Origin of the sequence: Hymenobacter sp. BRD67, assembly GCF_013256425.1 — a bacterium.
Classification (GTDB): domain Bacteria; phylum Bacteroidota; class Bacteroidia; order Cytophagales; family Hymenobacteraceae; genus Hymenobacter.
On record NZ_CP053904.1, the window covers coordinates 949,535 to 964,855 of the forward strand.

Sequence of the window (15,321 nt, forward strand, 5' to 3'; positions counted from 1 at the left end):
CCGACCCGGCCTCGCCGCTGCCTACCGCCGAAGTGCTGGTAGCGGGGGCCAGCGTGCCCAGCCATGCCAATGGCTACCATACCACCAGCCTGGGCGTGCTGCAACCAGGTACGACTACTGTTCGGTCCTTATCAATACTGAGTTACCCGAATTTCAGCGCTGCCCGGGCCCGCTACACGCTGCAGCGCAGCGATATCAGCAGCGCGGGAGTTGTTCAGATAAACGGCAGTGTGCTTAATCAGGGGACGGGGCCGGTGTACGATGCCTTTCGCTACGGCTACCTGCGCCTGACGGCCCCGCAGGAAAACCGCTGGTTTAGCGACCGCCGCAGCCTGTGGTTTCAAAACGATTCACTTTTGGGAGGGCCGGCTACCTATGAGATTGATAATATTCCGGCCACGGTAAACGGCTACGATATTCAGGACCCCTGGAACGTGCAGCGCATTGCGCCTACTGCCGCCCAAACGCTGGGTAGCACGGCCCGTCGCTTTGTGTTTCCGGATGCTACGGCGGCAAGCACACGCCAGCTGCTGCTGGCCGACGGGGCGCAGCCGCTGGTGCCGCCTGCCCCGCAGCCGGTACACTTTCGTACTATAAATCCGGCCAAACCCAATTTCATCATTATCACCCACCCCAAGCTGATGAAGGCGGCGGGCAGCGAGCCCAATGCGGCACGTGCGTATGCCAACTACCGGGCCTCGGCCGCGGGCGGCGGCTACGATACGCTGATGGTAACGGCCCCGCTGCTCTACGACCAGTTTCACTACGGCGAGCGCTCACTTATGGGCCTGCGTCACTTTGCCCTCTGGCTGGCGGCCAACAGCCCCACCCGAACGCAGTACCTGCTGCTGCTGGGCAAGGCGCTGGCGCCAGACACGCGCGCCGATAACCCCGGCGACCCCATTCCGACTACCACGCTGGGGGCTTTTACTGCCAGCACTACGCGCATACTAGGCGATTTGGGGCAGGACCTGGTGCCGACCTCATCGCGCGCGTCTTCCGATAACATTTTATCCAGCGACTGGCAGCACGACAATTATGTGCCACGCCTGCCTACCGGGCGCGTGGCGGCCACCACTCCGCAGGATGTGATGGCGTATCTGAATAAGCTGAAAGAACACGAGGCCCTGGGGCCTGAGGACTGGCGCAAGAATGTCGTGCATCTGGTAGGCGGCGCGAATGCGAGCGACTTTGCCGAGTTTGCCGGGTACCTTAATATCTATAAGCAGCAGATTCAGCGGCCTCTGTTTGGCGGCACGGTTACTACCTACCAGAAATCAGGTATTCTCCCTACTAGTATTAATATATCCGACCAGGTTAATAATGGCCTGTCGCTTATCTCGTACTTCGGGCACGGCTCCATCAACTCGGTTGACCTCAACATCGGCAACATCAACGACCCGGTCAGCAACTACCACAATGCCGGCCGCTACCCGGTAATGATGTACGATGGCTGTGAGGTAGGGCAGTGCTTTGTAGTGGCCAGCACCTTTGGCAACGACTGGATGCTGGCCCCCAGTAAAGGAGCCGTGGGCCTGCTGTCGCAAACCGACTTATCATTTGCCTACCTGCTGCACCCCGCGCAGCAGAAGCTGCACGAGCTGCTCTTTAATAATCCCACCTGGTTTGGGCGGCCCGTCGCCGAAGTGCGGGCGGAAGTCGTGCGTCAGCTGCAAAATTTATCCCCCTTTTTGCAAAACCCCGCCGGTGCCGTCGACCTGCTGGCCACGCTCTGGCAGGGCGACCCGGCCCTGCGCCTCTACGCGCCCGCCGCGCCCGACTTTATTGCCAATGGCATTACCATCTCGCCCAACCCGGTGGCCGCCACGGCCAGCAGCTTCCAGCTGATAGTTTCAGTGAGTAACCCTGGGCGCATCACCTTCGACCCCATCGAGATACGCGTTACCCGCACCTACTCGGCTCAAAATGGCCGCAAGCCCGATACTTTTTTTGCAACCGTGCGCCAGGCCTGGCAGCGCGATACCACCTATACCATTACTATTCCCAACTCGGGCAATGTATTTGGCGACAACAAGTTTTTGGTTGAGCTCGATTACCAGAATAAAGTAGCTGAGCTTAATGAAAACAACAACTCGGCTTCGCTTATTTATACCTTTCTGGAAGGCGGCGTAACGCTGCTGACGCCCACCGAGTTTGCCATTGTGCCAACTACCACCCCCGCCTGGTTGCCCAAAGCAGCGACCTGGCGGGTACCACGCGGGGCTACGACTTTCAGGTCGACTCGGTAGCTACCTTCGATAGCAAGGGCCTGAGAAGCAAGCTGAATGTGCAGGCAGCCGTAGTAGCCAGCTGGACGCCCACCGGGGCTGATGAGCTGAAGCCCGCGGCCGGCCGCGACTCGGTGGTGTGGTATTGGCGTGCGCGCTTTACTACGCCTGGCCCTCAGGAAGATGGCAACTGGAAAGTGAGCTCTTTCCGGGTGATAACCAAGGCCGTGGCCGATGGCTGGTCGCAGAGCCACAACGGACAGTTTAACCGCGACCAGCTGCAGGGCGTAGCCGTTGCGACGCCTGGCAACCAGTGGACTTTTCCCACGCAGCAGCAGCAGCTAACGTTGAGTACAGTAGGCGGGGGGCCGTATCGGGCGTGCCCACCTTCAATATCAAAAGTGGCTACGGTATCATCACCGACCCGCTGCAGCCTCCGGGTATTGACTGTGCCATCCAATCACCCAACCTGATAATAGCCGTGCTCGACGAGCATTCGCTGCAGCGCCTCAACATTACCCAGGGTGGCCCTTACCTGACCTGCGGCCTGCCAAATCAGCTCTTCTATCATTTTGCAGTGAATGGCGATACGCTCGATAACCTTAATAACAGCGCAGTCCGCCAGAATCAGCTTAAAACCTTCCTGAGCAATGTTCCCGATGGTGCCTACGTGGCTATTATCAGCATTAACCGACTGCGGTACGCCAGCCTGCTGCCCATCCTGGGCAGCTCGTTTAGCACCTTACTCGGCAGCAAGCTGATAACCCAGCTCAAAAATGGCGACCCCTGGGCCCTGGTAGCCCAAAAGCGGGCCAGCGGCGGCCGACTAATTCAGGAGGCGGGCCCCGACCGCACTCAGCCGCTGCCGGCCTACAGCCAAGGCGTGGAGTTTACGACGCAGCTTACCACGCCTGGCCAGTCGGGGACAATTACGAGCACGCTCATCGGCCCGGCCCAGCAGTGGCAAACGCTGTTTAACGTGATAAAGCCGGTGACGCCGACGGCCCACTACACCTTGCAGCTGGTGGGCATTGATGCCAGCAACAAAGCCACGGTGCTCAATGCCAACGTGAAGACGAAAAACCTGGACCTCACAGGCTATTCGGCTACCACTTATCCGTATATGCAGCTGCAGCTATCGCTGCGCGATTCGGTAAACCGGGTGCCGCCGCAGCTCAGGCAGTGGCTTATTACTTACAAAGGCGTGCCCGAAGGAGTCGTGCGCCGCGACCTGGTGGCCGCTATCAAGTACGACTCTACCACCCTGCGCAACCAGGCCGCCACGGGCAAGCTCAACTTCCCCGTGAGGTTCGACAACGTGTCGTCGGATGCGTTTGCCAATCCGCTCCAGCTCCAGGTGGAGCTTCTGAATGCGACCACCGGCCTGCCCGTGGCCAGCACCAAAAAGCTTATTCCCTTTCCGCATGTACCGGCCCCTTACGACACGGCCACGGTGAATGTGACGATGGACGTAACCGGCGTGTTCGGCCACCTTATTCCGCATATATTCGTCAATCCTCAGCTGCAGCCGGAACTCTATTACTTTAATAACGAGCTGCGACTGAATGCCTTTACAGTGCGCGATAACAGCGTGCCGCCCACCCTCGATGTCGCCTTTGATGGCCGTCATATTCTGGATGGCGAGCTGGTATCGTCGCGCCCGGTCATCGACATTCAGCTGAAGGATGCCGATAAGCTGCGGCTCATCAAGGATGCCTCGGCCTTTACGTTGTTTTTGCAGAAGGACGGCCAAACCGCCGTGCCAGTCGATGTGAATGGGGCTTCGGTGCAGTTCAGCGTCGATGTCTCGTCGGGCAGCCTGGCTAAGCTGGAGTATCGGCCCGGCTTGAGCAAGCCCCTCGACGATGGCTTGTACACGCTTCGGGTACAAGGGCGCAACGCGTCGAACTCAGCCGCTGGCACCCAGGATTACCAGGTAAGGTTTCAGGTAATAGGTGCCTCCATGATTTCCAACGTGTTTCCGTACCCGAATCCGGTGACGAGCAAGGCGAAATTTGTGTTTACGCTGACGGGAAATGAGCTGCCCCGCAACATGAAAATCCAGATTATGACCCTCACGGGCCGCGTGGTGCGCGAGATTTTTATGAGTGAGCTGGGTTCGCTGCACATCGGCAATAACGTAACCGACTATGCCTGGGACGGCACCGACCAGTACGGTGACCGCCTGGCCAACGGCACCTACCTCTACCGGGTGTCTATCGACGACCCTACCGGCGAGTATAAGAAGTTCAGCACGGCCGGCGACCAGGCCTTTAAAAACGACTGGGGCAAGCTCGTGCTGCTGCGCTAAAACTGGCGTGTGAAACCGCGCAGGGCTGGCTGCTCACCCCGACAATAAACCTCCTTTCCTGCAAAGGAGAGGAGGTTTGCTAACATAAATCGAATAGCCTGTATGCCTGCTAGCCAGTGGCGTGTTTCCGAAAAAAGAGCTTCCCCAATGCCGGGACGGCTTGAGTTTCTGGATGGCCTGCGCGGGTTCGCGGCACTGGTCGTTATTGCTCACCACTATTCGGCCGCTTTTTACCCCACCAGCATGACGGGTATGGCCAACACGGCGCACCTGCCGGGCAGGTGGGAAACCTGGTTTGCCGGCTCCCCGGTGCATGTGCTGCTCAATTTTCGGGTGTGCTTCTTCTTTGTGCTAAGCGGGCTGGTGCTGGCGGCTTCGACAGCCCATGCGCCGCGGGGGTGGCGCACGCTGCTGGCGCAGCTGGTGCGGCGCTACGTGCGCCTGGGGCTTCCGGTAGCAATCAGCGTGGCAATGGGCTATGCTTTGCTGCGGGTTCATGGCTTCTACAATGAGCAAGCCGCCGCCGCTACCGGGGCGGCTTGGTTTGGCTCTTTCTGGCGCGTTGTGCCGGCGCCGGCGCAGTGGGCCTGCGACATGCTGTTTGGGGTAATGGTGCAGGGTGAGGCCCTCTATAACCCCGTGCTGTGGACAATGATGGTGGAGTGGTTTGGCTCACTGCTGGTGCTGGGCCTGCTGGCTTTCGCCGGTGGGCTTTCGTGGCGGCTGGCCCTGTATGCTGCGCTGGCGCTGGGCATTACCCTAAGCCGACTCGACTTTTACTACGTGGGTTTTCTGCTGGGGCTGGGGCTTTTCGATATTTACCGGCAGGGGTGGGTGGCCCGGCTGGCTGCCCGGCCGCGCCGCGGGCTGATTGCGGGCTTACTGCTGGTGGCTTTTTTTACTACCAGCCACCCCCAGGTGTACTACGCCGCGCCCATGCACGCGGCCTACGTGTGGCTGGCACTACCTGGCGTGGGGGCGGGCCGCACGGTCGATATCTACCACACGCTTGGTGCAGCAGCGCTGCTGGCGGCCGTGCTGCTCTCGGGCCGGCTGCGCCAGCTCACGATGGCACCCTGGCTGCGCCGGGTAGGCCGGCGGGCCTTTGCCCTGTATCTGACCCATTTTCTGGTGCTTGGGACAGTGTCGGCGTGGTTGTTCTTGTGGCTGCGCGGGTTTTTTTCCTATCATGCCAGCTTCGGGCTGATGCTGGTATCGTCGGGGCTGGTACTGGCTGGCAGCGCCGAGCTTTTTTACCAGTGGGTCGACAGGCCCAGCCACGCGGCGGCCCGCTGGCTTGGGCGCTGGGTAGGAGCCAAGCTGGCTTCTGCCGCAGCACCCACTGCCGTACCCGGGCCAGCGAGCCGGGCAGAGTATTAGCGGCGGCGTAGCGTCACGAAGCTGTAAGCCACGGCGTGCTTATCGTCGGGGTCGTGGCGCTCCCGGGTTTCCTCGCGCCACTCGGTCGGAGAGAGCGGCGAGAAAAAGGCATCGCCATCGGGAATGGAGGTATGGACCTCGGTAAGGTGTACGACATCGGCCGCAGGCAGGGCCAGGCGATAGATTTCGCCTCCGCCAATCACGCATACTTCTTCGCCGCCGGGCTGCGCAGCGGCCAGCTCCAGCGCCTCGGGCAGCGAGTGGGCCAGCAGCACGCCGGCCGGGGCCGGCCAGGCCGACTGGCTCGTTACTACAATATTGGTGCGGCCCGGCAGCGCCCGCCCAATGCTTTCGAAGGTACGGCGACCCAGCACGATGGGATGGCCCATTGTCAGGGCCTTGAAGTGCCGGAGGTCGGCGGGCAATTGCCAGGGCAACTGGCCCTGCCGGCCGATTACGCCGTTTTCGGCGGCGGCTACGATGAGCGAAACCATAAAAAATTACGAATACTGAATAATGAGTAAGCGTCTCGGGCATGGCCCCGACGCGATGCCCTGCTTACGAACCAAACTCCAGCTTGGTGCCACGCAGAAATTCTTCCACGCCCAGGCGCTTTTTGCCTTCAAGCTGCACTTCGAGCAGGCTGAGCCAGCCGCTGGAGGTGGCTACGCGCAGGTAGTGGCGGCCATCGGTCGTCCAGGTTCCGGCCGGCGCCGGTGGGCCAGGTATAGCCTCTGCGCGATATATCTTCAGGCCCGGCCATCGGGCAGCTGGGTATAGGCAGCGGGCGCGGGGGCCAGGCCACGCACCTGATTTACCAGCTCAGCGGCGGGGCGGGTAAAATCGAGCCGGCCGGTTTCCTTGCTCAGCTTGGGCGCAGGGCGCAGGTTGGGGGTAGGGGGCTGGGGTGTGCTGGGCGCCCGGCCTGCTGCGATGGCTGCCACGGTGCGGCCGGCCAGCGCCGCGCCAGTCACCTTCAGCTTGTCGTACAGGGTGCCAAAGTTGTCGGCCGGGTCGATAAGGACCTTGTCCTGCAAGATAAGGTCGCCGGTATCAATCTCATGGCGCAGAAAAAAGCTGCTGACGCCCGTTTCCTCGTCGCCGTGCATCAGGGCCCAGTTGATGGGGCCGCGCCCCGGTATTGCGGCAGCAGCGAAGCATGAATGTTGACCGAGCCCAGCCGGGGCATGCTCCACACCGCTTCGGGCAGCATTCGGAAGGCTACTACCACTTGCAGGTCGGCCGCGTAACGCTTGAGCTCAGCCTGAAAAGCGGGGTCCTTCAGGTTGGTAGGCTGCAGTACCGGCAAGCCGTGCGCCAGCGCCGCCTGCTTTACCGCCGATGCCTGCAGCTGCCGCCCACGGCCGGCCGGCCGGTCGGGCCCCGTGATGACGGCCACCACCTGCGCCTCGGGCAGGGTGAGCAGGGTTTCGAGGGTGGGCACGGCAAAATCGGGCGTACCCATAAAAACGATGCGCAAAGGAACTGGCATTTTATATATAGTATAAATATTATTTATCAGAATAAAGCAGGTACTTCTTGCGCAGCTGCTTAAACTGCCCCAGCTGCGGCTCCCAGCTGGCCCGGATGCTGGCCTCCGGGCGGCCGGCTATCACCTGTGCCCGCAAAGAGTCGGTGCCAGCCAGCTGCTCAAAGTATTTGGTAAAAAAATGCGCCTTATCGGTGCTCTGGCGGTAAAAGTCGAGCAGGTAGCGCACCGTAAAAAACTGGGCCGGCTCGTGCGCGGCCGGCTGGTGCAGGTCGAGGCCGTAGCAAAGCTGGCCATTGAGCGGCGGGGTGGGCGAGCCCGCATTGGGGTGGGGCGTAAACTTATACGGCCGCGAAGTTGGCTGCGTAGGAGCCCCATAACCTCAAAAGGCCGGTCGGTACCCCGACCTACGCTCACGTTGGTGCCTTCCAGCAGGCACACGCTGGGGTACAGGGCCACCGCCCGCGCAGTAGGTAGGTTGGGAGAGGGGGCACGGGCAGCACGTAGGGCGTGGCGTGGGTATAGCCGCCCGCCACGGGCACCACCTGCAGGCGGCACTGCCGGCCGCCAGCCAGCCATTTTTCGCCGTTCAGCATGCGGGCCAGCTCACCCACCGTGAGGCCGTGGCAGATGGGCAGCGGGTCGAGCCCCACAAAGGAGCGGTGCTTGGGCTCCAGCACCGGGCCATCAACTACCCGGCCGTTGGGGTTAGGCCGGTCGAGGACAATAACGGTTTTGTCTTGCTCGGCGGCGGCTTCCATTATGTAGTGCAAGGTGCTGATAAACGTGTAAAACCGCGTGCCAACGTCCTGAATATCAAAAATAAGCACGTCTACATCGGCCAGCATCTCGGGAGTTGGCTTCTTGGTTTTGCCGTACACCGAGCGCACCGGTACACCCGTGCGGGCATCGCGCCCGTCGGTGATGGTGGCCCCATCGGCGGCTTCTCCCGAAAGCCGTGCTCGGGCGCAAAAATGGCGGTCAGGTTAACGTGCAGGGCCTTGAGCGTATCAACCAGATAAGTAGCGCCAATGCGCGAGGTTTGGTTAACTACCAGTCCTACCCGCTTGCCTTGCAGAGCCGGCAGGTACTGGCTTAGCTGGGCAGCCCCCATCAGCAGGGGCGGGCCTGCTTTGCGCCTGGTGTTGGTCGCCTCAGCGCGCCGTGGTCTACGGCCGGGCCTGCGCCAGCTCCGCAGCCTGCTGCCAGGCCGGCCGCTACTAAAATCCACTTTATCATAGCCCAAAAGTACCTTGCTGCGTAAGAAGCGCGCTGCTAGCCGCTCGCAACCCCTGGCGAGGACGTAGCTTTACGCCCACTCGTGAATATCGCCCGCTACATATCGCGCCGCATGGACGGGGCCGACTCCGGCTCCTTTACCCACTCCGTCACGCGCATCGCTACGGTCAGCATTGCCCTCGGCATCGCCGTGATGATTGTGTCGTTTTCAATTCTGCACGGCTTTCGGGAGCAGATTCAGAATAAAATCTTCTCGTTTGGCGCGCATCTGCAGCTCTCGCGCTACGATACCAACAACTCGCTGGAGGTAGCGCCTATCACGGAGCCCGAGCTGCGCCGCCAGCTGGCCCGCTACCCGCAGGTAGCCTCCGTGCAGGCATTTGCCCGCAAAACGGCCATTATCAAAACCACCGACGAGGTGCTGGGCGTAGTGCTGAAAGGGGTGTCGGAAACCCACGGCCCCAGCGCCATGCGGGCCAATATGGTGGCCGGCAGTTTTATTCACTACGCCGACTCGGCCGCCAGCAACGACATTGTTATCTCGCAGAAAATAGCTGATAAGCTGCGCCTTAAAGTCGGCAGTCCGGCCCTGTTCTATTTTATTCAGCAGCCGCCGCGGGTGCGCAAGTTCCGGGTATCGGGTATCTACCAGACCGGCCTCGATGAGTTTGATGAGGTGTACGTGCTCGGCGACCTGCGCCAGATTCAGGAGCTCAATGCCTGGCCCGACTCGCTCGTGGGTGGCCTGGAGGTGCGCCTGCGCGACTTTGCGCAGCTCGACCGCACCTTCGACCAGTTTTACGAGCAGCTGCCCTACGAGATACGCATCGAAAAAACGACCGACCAGTATGCCCAGCTCTTCGACTGGCTTCAGCTGCTGAATCGCAACGTAATTATTTTTCTTATTCTGATAATCTTTGTGGCTACCTTTAATATGGTTGCCACTATATTTATAATGATTCTGGAGCGCACCAATATGATTGGTATCCTGAAAGCGGTAGGCGCCACCGACAACCAGATTCGGGGCATGTTTTTCTTTCGCGGCATCTCAATCACGCTTAGGGGACTGGTTATCGGCAACGTTATCGCGCTCGGCTTCTGTGCCTTGCAATATTATTTCCGCATCATTCCGCTTGACCCCGAAAATTATTATATGGACCGGGTGCCCATTGCCTGGAGCCCCGCCGTAATGGTACTGCTCAATGCCGCCACGCTGGTTGCTTCCGTGCTATCGGTGCTGATTCCTACTTATATGATTGCCCGCATTAAGCCCATGGTTGCCATCCGGTTTGATTAGCCGGATGTAGCCTCAAGTTGAGGAACTACGCGGCAAAAAATCGGCGTTGAGCGACAAAACCCGGCGCGTTAAGCGAACAAGGTGTAATTTAGCGGGGCCAATTGGGCTGTTCAAAAATAAAAACCGGGTGCAACCTGTTTAGTGCTCCGTACGCTCTCTTGGGTATAACAACTTTCCTTTTTTCATGAAAAACTTTCCTCGGCTAGCCGGCCGTTTGCTGGCCCTGATGCTGGTAGCTGGCAGCCTCGGCCTGAGCAGCTGCAACAATCCCGATACCACTACTGTCCTGGGCAACTGGACTCCCAGTAGCACTTTTGCAGGCACGGGCCGCAGCAATGCCGTCAGCTTCGTTATCAATAACATCGCCTACGTTGGCACGGGTATCGATACCAATAGCAAGCGCTACAATGACTTCTATGCCTTCAACCCGGCAACCGGTAGCTGGACGCAGGTGACGCCGCTGCCCGCTACCGCCCGCTACAATGCTGTAGCTTTTTCTGCCGCTGGCAAAGGCTATGTCGGTACCGGCTACGATGGCACAAATACTAACGTTAATGCCAACTACCTGAGCGACTTCTGGCAGTTTGACCCCACCGTTAATACCACTACTACTACCGGTACCAACACTGTAACTACTACGGGTAGCTGGAAGCGCGTAGCCGACTTTCCAATGCCCAACGGGGTAGGCCGCTATAGTGCGGTAGCTGCCAGCGTAAATGATATTGGCTACGTGGGCTGCGGCTACGATGGCAACTACCAGAAAGACTTTTATCAGTACGACCCGAAAGCCAACACCTGGACTCCGCTAACTAATGGCTTCCCCGGCAACAAGCGCATGGGTGCCCTGGCCTTCACCATCAATGGCCAGATGTACGTTGGTACGGGTACCAACAACAACCAGTACAACACCGATTTCTGGGCTTATAACCCGGCGGGTGGCGGCACCTGGACGCAGAAGCGCTACCTGGCCAATATCAGCACCTCAACCGATTCGTATGACTATAGCGCCGTGGCGCGGGCCTATGCATCTTCTTTCGTGATTGGGAACCTCGGCTACGTAACGGTCGGCAGCAACAGCGCTGTTAAAACCGACTGCTACGCCTACGACCCCACCATGGATACCTGGACGGCAACCAACCCCTTTTTCTATACTACGGGTGGTGGGGCAGGTCGCAACTCGGCTGTGTCGTTTAGTATTGGCAATTACGGCTACGTAGGCACCGGTGCCTCGGGTAGCTCGCGCTTTGATGATTTCTGGCAGTTTGACCCAAGTGCAGCGCAGCAGTAGTAGTGCTGGCTCGTGCCAGCCAAGGCGCTGGTACCAGTGGCCCTGGGTGCTGTTGCTGGCCCTGGGGCTGCTGGCTACCGGCTGCTCGCAAGATGTGAGCAACATTGGGGTGGGCCTGCCTACCGCCAATAGCAACACGGGGGCCTACCTCGTGGATACGCTCACTATCCGGAGCTCTACCGTGCTGCGCGACTCGGTGGTTACTTCTAATACGAACTCGCTACTCGTGGGCCGCTATACCGACCCGCAACTGGGTGCCATCACGGCCAAGAGCTTTGTGCGCCTGGGATTAACGAGTTCCTTTATCCCGGACCCTACCGCGGTGTACGACTCGCTGACGCTGGTACTTACCCTCGACAATTACCGGTATGGCGACACAACCAAAACGCAGTCGCTGGTAGAGGTGCATCGGCTTACCGACCCCAACAATGCCATTTCGGCGACAAAGGTGTCGTTTGCCTCGCCCCGCCTTACGCCCCCGCCGACTTACAGCCCCACGCTGCTCAACTACGATACTATCCAGCATAAGAATGTAGCGCCGATTGCTCGTGCCCGGCCTATGCTGACTTCGCTGCGCCTGCATCTCGACAATAACCTGGGGCGCCAGCTGCTCGCCGCTGGCCAGCGTGGCCAGCTAAGTACGCAGGATGCGTTGGATAGCTACCTGCCGGGTATTGCGCTCACGCCAGCACCTACCGACGACGCCACTATCATCCGACTGAGTGCTACCTCGAATGGTGCGGGTATGACACTCTACTATCACCTGCCTACCGACCCTACGACGGTGCTTAGCACCTTTTTCTCGTTTGCAGCCGGCAACCGCCACTTTTACCAGGTAACAGCCGACCGCAGTACGGCTGGCGCCACCAGCAGCAGTAATTTCCCGCAAATGTCGCTGCAGGCAGTTGCCGCCGCGCGTACCGGGCAGCAAACCTTCGTTGAAGGGCGCTGGGCTTACAAACCCGGCTCGATTTCCCGTATCTGACCGACATTCAGCAGTACGGGGCTAATATTACCGTGACCAGCGCGCAGCTAATTGCGCCGGTGCCGGCCTTTAGCGTTCTGCAGTCGCCCTTTGTGCCCGCTCCGCCCCCGCTTATTGTTACCGTTGCCGATGCCAGTAACCGCGTGCAGGCTACTTACCTGGCAAACGTGCCGTACACATCAGGCATTTCTTCGCTCACCGGCTTGCAGCAGGGCTATTACCAATGGTCGATAGCTACTTATGTGCAGCAAGTCCTTAACCGCGCGGTACCTAATAACGGCCTGTTGCTGGGGTCGGTCACCTCTGCGCTGCCCGACCGCGTAGTGCTGGGGAGCGCTCAGAATAAAGATAGCAAGCTTCAGCTTCAGCTCTACTTTATAACCGTGAAGTAAAGCTTACCGCAGTTAGCTGCGATTGCCGGCTGGCCGGGCTACGTATCGGCGTAGCCCGGCCAGCCGGCAATATTTTTTGAGCAGGCTGATAACCAGAAGTTAATAAGCGCCCGTCAAAAAAAGACAACTAACTCCTACCTACTTCCTGTTAAAGGAACGTGTCTGAACAACTTTCCCCTTCCGCTGCCCGCCCCGACCTGCTGCGCGTGTCGTACGACGACTACCGCGCCTTACCTGCCATTGCTAACTCCGACCTCTCGCGCCTGCGCGATGCTCTTGATGGCCGCCCGCCGCGACTCGATTCTGGCTCGGGCGCACTGAGCTTTGGCACTGCATTTCATACGGCCCTGCTGGAGCCTGCTGAGTATCAGGCTGGCCAGCCGGGCCTCAACGATACGCTCGTCTGGTGGCTGGTAGAGGGGGTCAAGCTGAATACGGAGCTGCGCCGCCTGCTCGAAAATGGCGTAACTGAGCGCAGTGCCGTGTTCAGTGAGCCCGAAACCGGTACGCTTTGCAAGCTGCGCGCCGACCTGGTGCTCGACCAGCCCGGCCTGCCTTATACTGTAGTAGATTTTAAAACCACAATGGCGCGCGATGCCGAACACTTTCGGTGGCAATGCTCAGCCTACGACTACGACCGGCAGGCTGCCTTTTACACCGATGCCCTGCAGGCCGAGCGATTTTTATTGGTAGGCGTGCAGAAAGTAGAGCCTTTTGGCGTATTTCCCCTCGAAGTACCTCCCGCTATGCTGGCCGAAGGACGCCGCAAGTATAAGCACCTGCTGCAGCTGCTGCGCGCTCCCGGTACGGCCCCTGCCTACCGTGCTGAGGCAGTGCAGGCAGCCGTGACGGCACTGGGTTTGTAGCTAGCGCAGCCTTCAGGCTCGGTACATGGTGTAGCCGCGCTCACCCCTGCCCCTGTCCAAAGGGAGGAGTACCAGATAAGAGGCTTGTCAATAATATAATATATAAATAAATAAATAAATATATTATTATAGTATATTTTGCCGCCTGGCCGATAGTTCGCGCAGTAGCTGCCGCAAAGCTGCTGGCTCGTGGAGCTGCCGCACCAGTAGGTGCAGGTAGTCGGTTTCGGCGCGTAGGTTGCGCTTTAGCTGGCGCAGGCGAGTGCGCTGCTGCTTTTCGGTGCCGCTCCACGGCGCGTTTTCTACTGGCCGCTGGGCGGTGGCCAATGCCTGAGCCAGTTGGCTTTGCTGCTGATTAAGGGCGGCCGTATAGCGCTCCAGCAGCACTGTTGCTTCCGTACCGGGCTCCCCAACTGCCTCCGACTCGGCCAGTAAGGCAAGCAGCGCGGCCAGGTCGGCAGCGGCATAAGCTGCCGTAATTCGTTGCATTAGCTCAGTTTGGGCTTGCTGGGTGTCAGCATCGGCCCGAACGGTACGGTCTGGATGGTGCAGGCGGGCCAGCTGCCGATAAGCCGCTTTGGTATTCTGTAGCAGGTCGTGGCTTTCATTCGCACGGGTTTTTAGCTGCTCCTCAGCCTTGACGCGGGCACGCTGCTGACGGCGGGCGCGGGCCAGGGCTGCCGCCTGCTCGTGGGGCAGCTCGGGTGGGGCGGCCGACACGGTAGGGAGCGGTGGCTGGGAGGGTGGGACAGGGGCCGGAGCGTAGCGGGCCAGCAGCTCAGCTTCATCTTCTCCAAATCGTTCCTGTAAGCTTAACGCATTGTGTACCAATAGTTCCGTTACCTGCACTTCTTCGGCGCGCGTGAGATAGCCGCTGGTAAGGGCTACTTCCAGCGGCGTATATAAGCTCCGCCGGGCCGCCACCGCCGCTACGGCCACTGGCCCTACCTGCTGCCAGTACGTTTGGCGGGCAGCAGCCTGCGAGGCCAGTAGCACCCGCAACTGCTCGCGTAGCGCATTTATGGCCTCAATGGCTAGGCGAAAGGCCTGCTGAGCTACCGAAGTCACCCCCTGCGGGGCAGCATGGTCGGGTAAAAGCTGGCGGCGAAGAGCAGAGGAATCGGACACGTAATAGCAAAAATAACAGTTTTAGCGAGGGTGGTACTTTGTTTTCATTTGCGTGCTGCCCAGCTATGCCTGTTTCAAATAAATTGCAATGGAGCAGCTATTGCCAGTATATCAGCAAAACAAAATGGCTGTCAGAAAAAAAATAATTAATTTTTTGCTGAATACTTGCGCAATTAAAATAAATGCCACACCTTTGTCAAACTAAAGCAGCCCTCCCATGTACCGCCACCTGATAAGCCTCCGCAGTTTGGATAAGAAGCAGCCAGAAAGGCTGCCTCAGCTCGGTACGTTTGCCTGATTTTAGCTCTCGCTAAAACCATCGCCGCCCGAGCCCTTGAAGCTCGGGTTTTTTGTTATTAGCCGTTTTACAGCTAGTTAGCATTTCTCCTCATGCTTCCGGTCCGTCCCGGCTACCTGCCCGAGCTTTCCTGGCCGCAGTATGGCCTGGCGAAGCTGAAACGAGATAGTCGTGCTTTTTCATTGGGTTATAAGCGCTGGTAATCGCCAGTTATAAGTACGCAATGGAAAAAGATTAGCCCTTAAATGGTTTTTTGGCTTTTATGCTTCAAATAAAACGTAATTTTTATTTGCGTGGAAGCGTGCGCCATTTTTAATACAAGTATTGAAAGAGTAATTAATTCTTTTGCGTATTCCTCACTTCTACTGCCAATTTTCATGCGTTTCAATTTTAATTTTTGCAGTAGCGCCGGGCCGGCAC

11 protein-coding genes and 4 pseudogenes are annotated in these 15,321 nt (G+C 59.0%); 9 read left to right on the plus strand and 6 right to left on the minus strand.

Annotated elements, in window-relative coordinates:
• Window positions 1-32 precede the first annotated feature (32 nt).
• From GKZ67_RS04325 to GKZ67_RS04340, 4 genes are all read left to right on the plus strand, one after another.
• Entirely contained in the window at window positions 33-2,249 is a 2,217-nt protein-coding gene (locus tag GKZ67_RS04325; protein WP_173241301.1) for a C25 family cysteine peptidase, read from the plus strand.
• Between the two features lie 38 nt (window positions 2,250-2,287).
• Window positions 2,288-2,701, plus strand: a complete 414-nt coding sequence (locus GKZ67_RS04330; protein WP_173241302.1) for a hypothetical protein — start codon at window positions 2,288-2,290, stop codon at window positions 2,699-2,701.
• Window positions 2,608-4,539 (plus strand): interleukin-like EMT inducer domain-containing protein, encoded by a 1,932-nt coding sequence (locus GKZ67_RS04335; protein ID WP_173241303.1) that lies wholly within the window; start codon window positions 2,608-2,610, stop codon window positions 4,537-4,539. The genes GKZ67_RS04330 and GKZ67_RS04335 overlap by 94 nt, the downstream gene beginning before the upstream one ends.
• A gap of 147 nt (window positions 4,540-4,686) precedes the next feature.
• Window positions 4,687-5,919 carry an acyltransferase family protein gene (locus tag GKZ67_RS04340; RefSeq protein WP_173241304.1) on the plus strand — a complete coding sequence of 411 codons (1,233 nt, stop codon included), beginning with the start codon at window positions 4,687-4,689 and terminating at the stop codon, window positions 5,917-5,919.
• On the opposite strand, the gene GKZ67_RS04345 is transcribed toward GKZ67_RS04340, so the two are convergent.
• From GKZ67_RS04345 to GKZ67_RS24990, 5 genes and pseudogenes are all read right to left on the minus strand, one after another.
• Window positions 5,916-6,413 (minus strand): dihydrofolate reductase, encoded by a 498-nt coding sequence (locus GKZ67_RS04345; RefSeq protein ID WP_173241305.1) that lies wholly within the window; start codon window positions 6,411-6,413, stop codon window positions 5,916-5,918. The two genes, GKZ67_RS04340 and GKZ67_RS04345, sit on opposite strands and share 4 nt — an antisense overlap.
• Before the next feature lie 64 nt (window positions 6,414-6,477).
• Window positions 6,478-7,411 (minus strand): annotated as a pseudogene (gene fmt, locus GKZ67_RS04350) (methionyl-tRNA formyltransferase).
• A 19-nt stretch (window positions 7,412-7,430) separates the two neighbouring features.
• Window positions 7,431-7,703: pseudogene (locus tag GKZ67_RS23000) on the minus strand (DUF1343 domain-containing protein); the annotation flags it as partial.
• A gap of 113 nt (window positions 7,704-7,816) precedes the next feature.
• A pseudogene (locus GKZ67_RS23005) lies at window positions 7,817-7,987 on the minus strand (hypothetical protein); the annotation flags it as partial.
• Window positions 7,963-8,522, minus strand: a pseudogene (locus GKZ67_RS24990) (exo-beta-N-acetylmuramidase NamZ domain-containing protein); the annotation flags it as partial. The pseudogenes GKZ67_RS23005 and GKZ67_RS24990, both read right to left, overlap by 25 nt.
• A 207-nt stretch (window positions 8,523-8,729) precedes the next feature.
• Here GKZ67_RS24990 and GKZ67_RS04360 point away from each other — a divergent pair.
• The 5 genes from GKZ67_RS04360 to GKZ67_RS04380 all read left to right on the plus strand — a co-directional run bounded on the left by GKZ67_RS04360 (window position 8,730) and on the right by GKZ67_RS04380 (window position 13,475).
• A complete protein-coding gene (locus GKZ67_RS04360; RefSeq protein ID WP_254245054.1) occupies window positions 8,730-9,944 on the plus strand; it encodes an ABC transporter permease in 1,215 nt (404 codons plus the stop codon).
• Between the two features lie 184 nt (window positions 9,945-10,128).
• Window positions 10,129-11,232, plus strand: a complete 1,104-nt coding sequence (locus GKZ67_RS04365) for a Kelch repeat-containing protein (RefSeq protein ID WP_173241306.1) — start codon at window positions 10,129-10,131, stop codon at window positions 11,230-11,232.
• Window positions 11,216-12,217 carry a DUF4270 family protein gene (locus GKZ67_RS04370; RefSeq protein WP_254245208.1) on the plus strand — a complete coding sequence of 334 codons (1,002 nt, stop codon included), beginning with the start codon at window positions 11,216-11,218 and terminating at the stop codon, window positions 12,215-12,217. Before GKZ67_RS04365 ends, GKZ67_RS04370 begins: the two co-directional genes overlap by 17 nt.
• A gap of 32 nt (window positions 12,218-12,249) precedes the next feature.
• Window positions 12,250-12,609 carry a hypothetical protein gene (locus GKZ67_RS04375; protein ID WP_173241308.1) on the plus strand — a complete coding sequence of 120 codons (360 nt, stop codon included), beginning with the start codon at window positions 12,250-12,252 and terminating at the stop codon, window positions 12,607-12,609.
• A 158-nt stretch (window positions 12,610-12,767) separates the two neighbouring features.
• The gene (locus GKZ67_RS04380; protein WP_173241309.1) at window positions 12,768-13,475 is read left to right on the plus strand and encodes a PD-(D/E)XK nuclease-like domain-containing protein; all 708 of its coding nucleotides are present in this window, start codon (window positions 12,768-12,770) and stop codon (window positions 13,473-13,475) included.
• A 126-nt stretch (window positions 13,476-13,601) separates the two neighbouring features.
• On the opposite strand, the gene GKZ67_RS04385 is transcribed toward GKZ67_RS04380, so the two are convergent.
• Window positions 13,602-14,603 carry a J domain-containing protein gene (locus GKZ67_RS04385; protein WP_173241310.1) on the minus strand — a complete coding sequence of 334 codons (1,002 nt, stop codon included), beginning with the start codon at window positions 14,601-14,603 and terminating at the stop codon, window positions 13,602-13,604.
• Window positions 14,604-15,321: the final 718 nt, after the last annotated feature.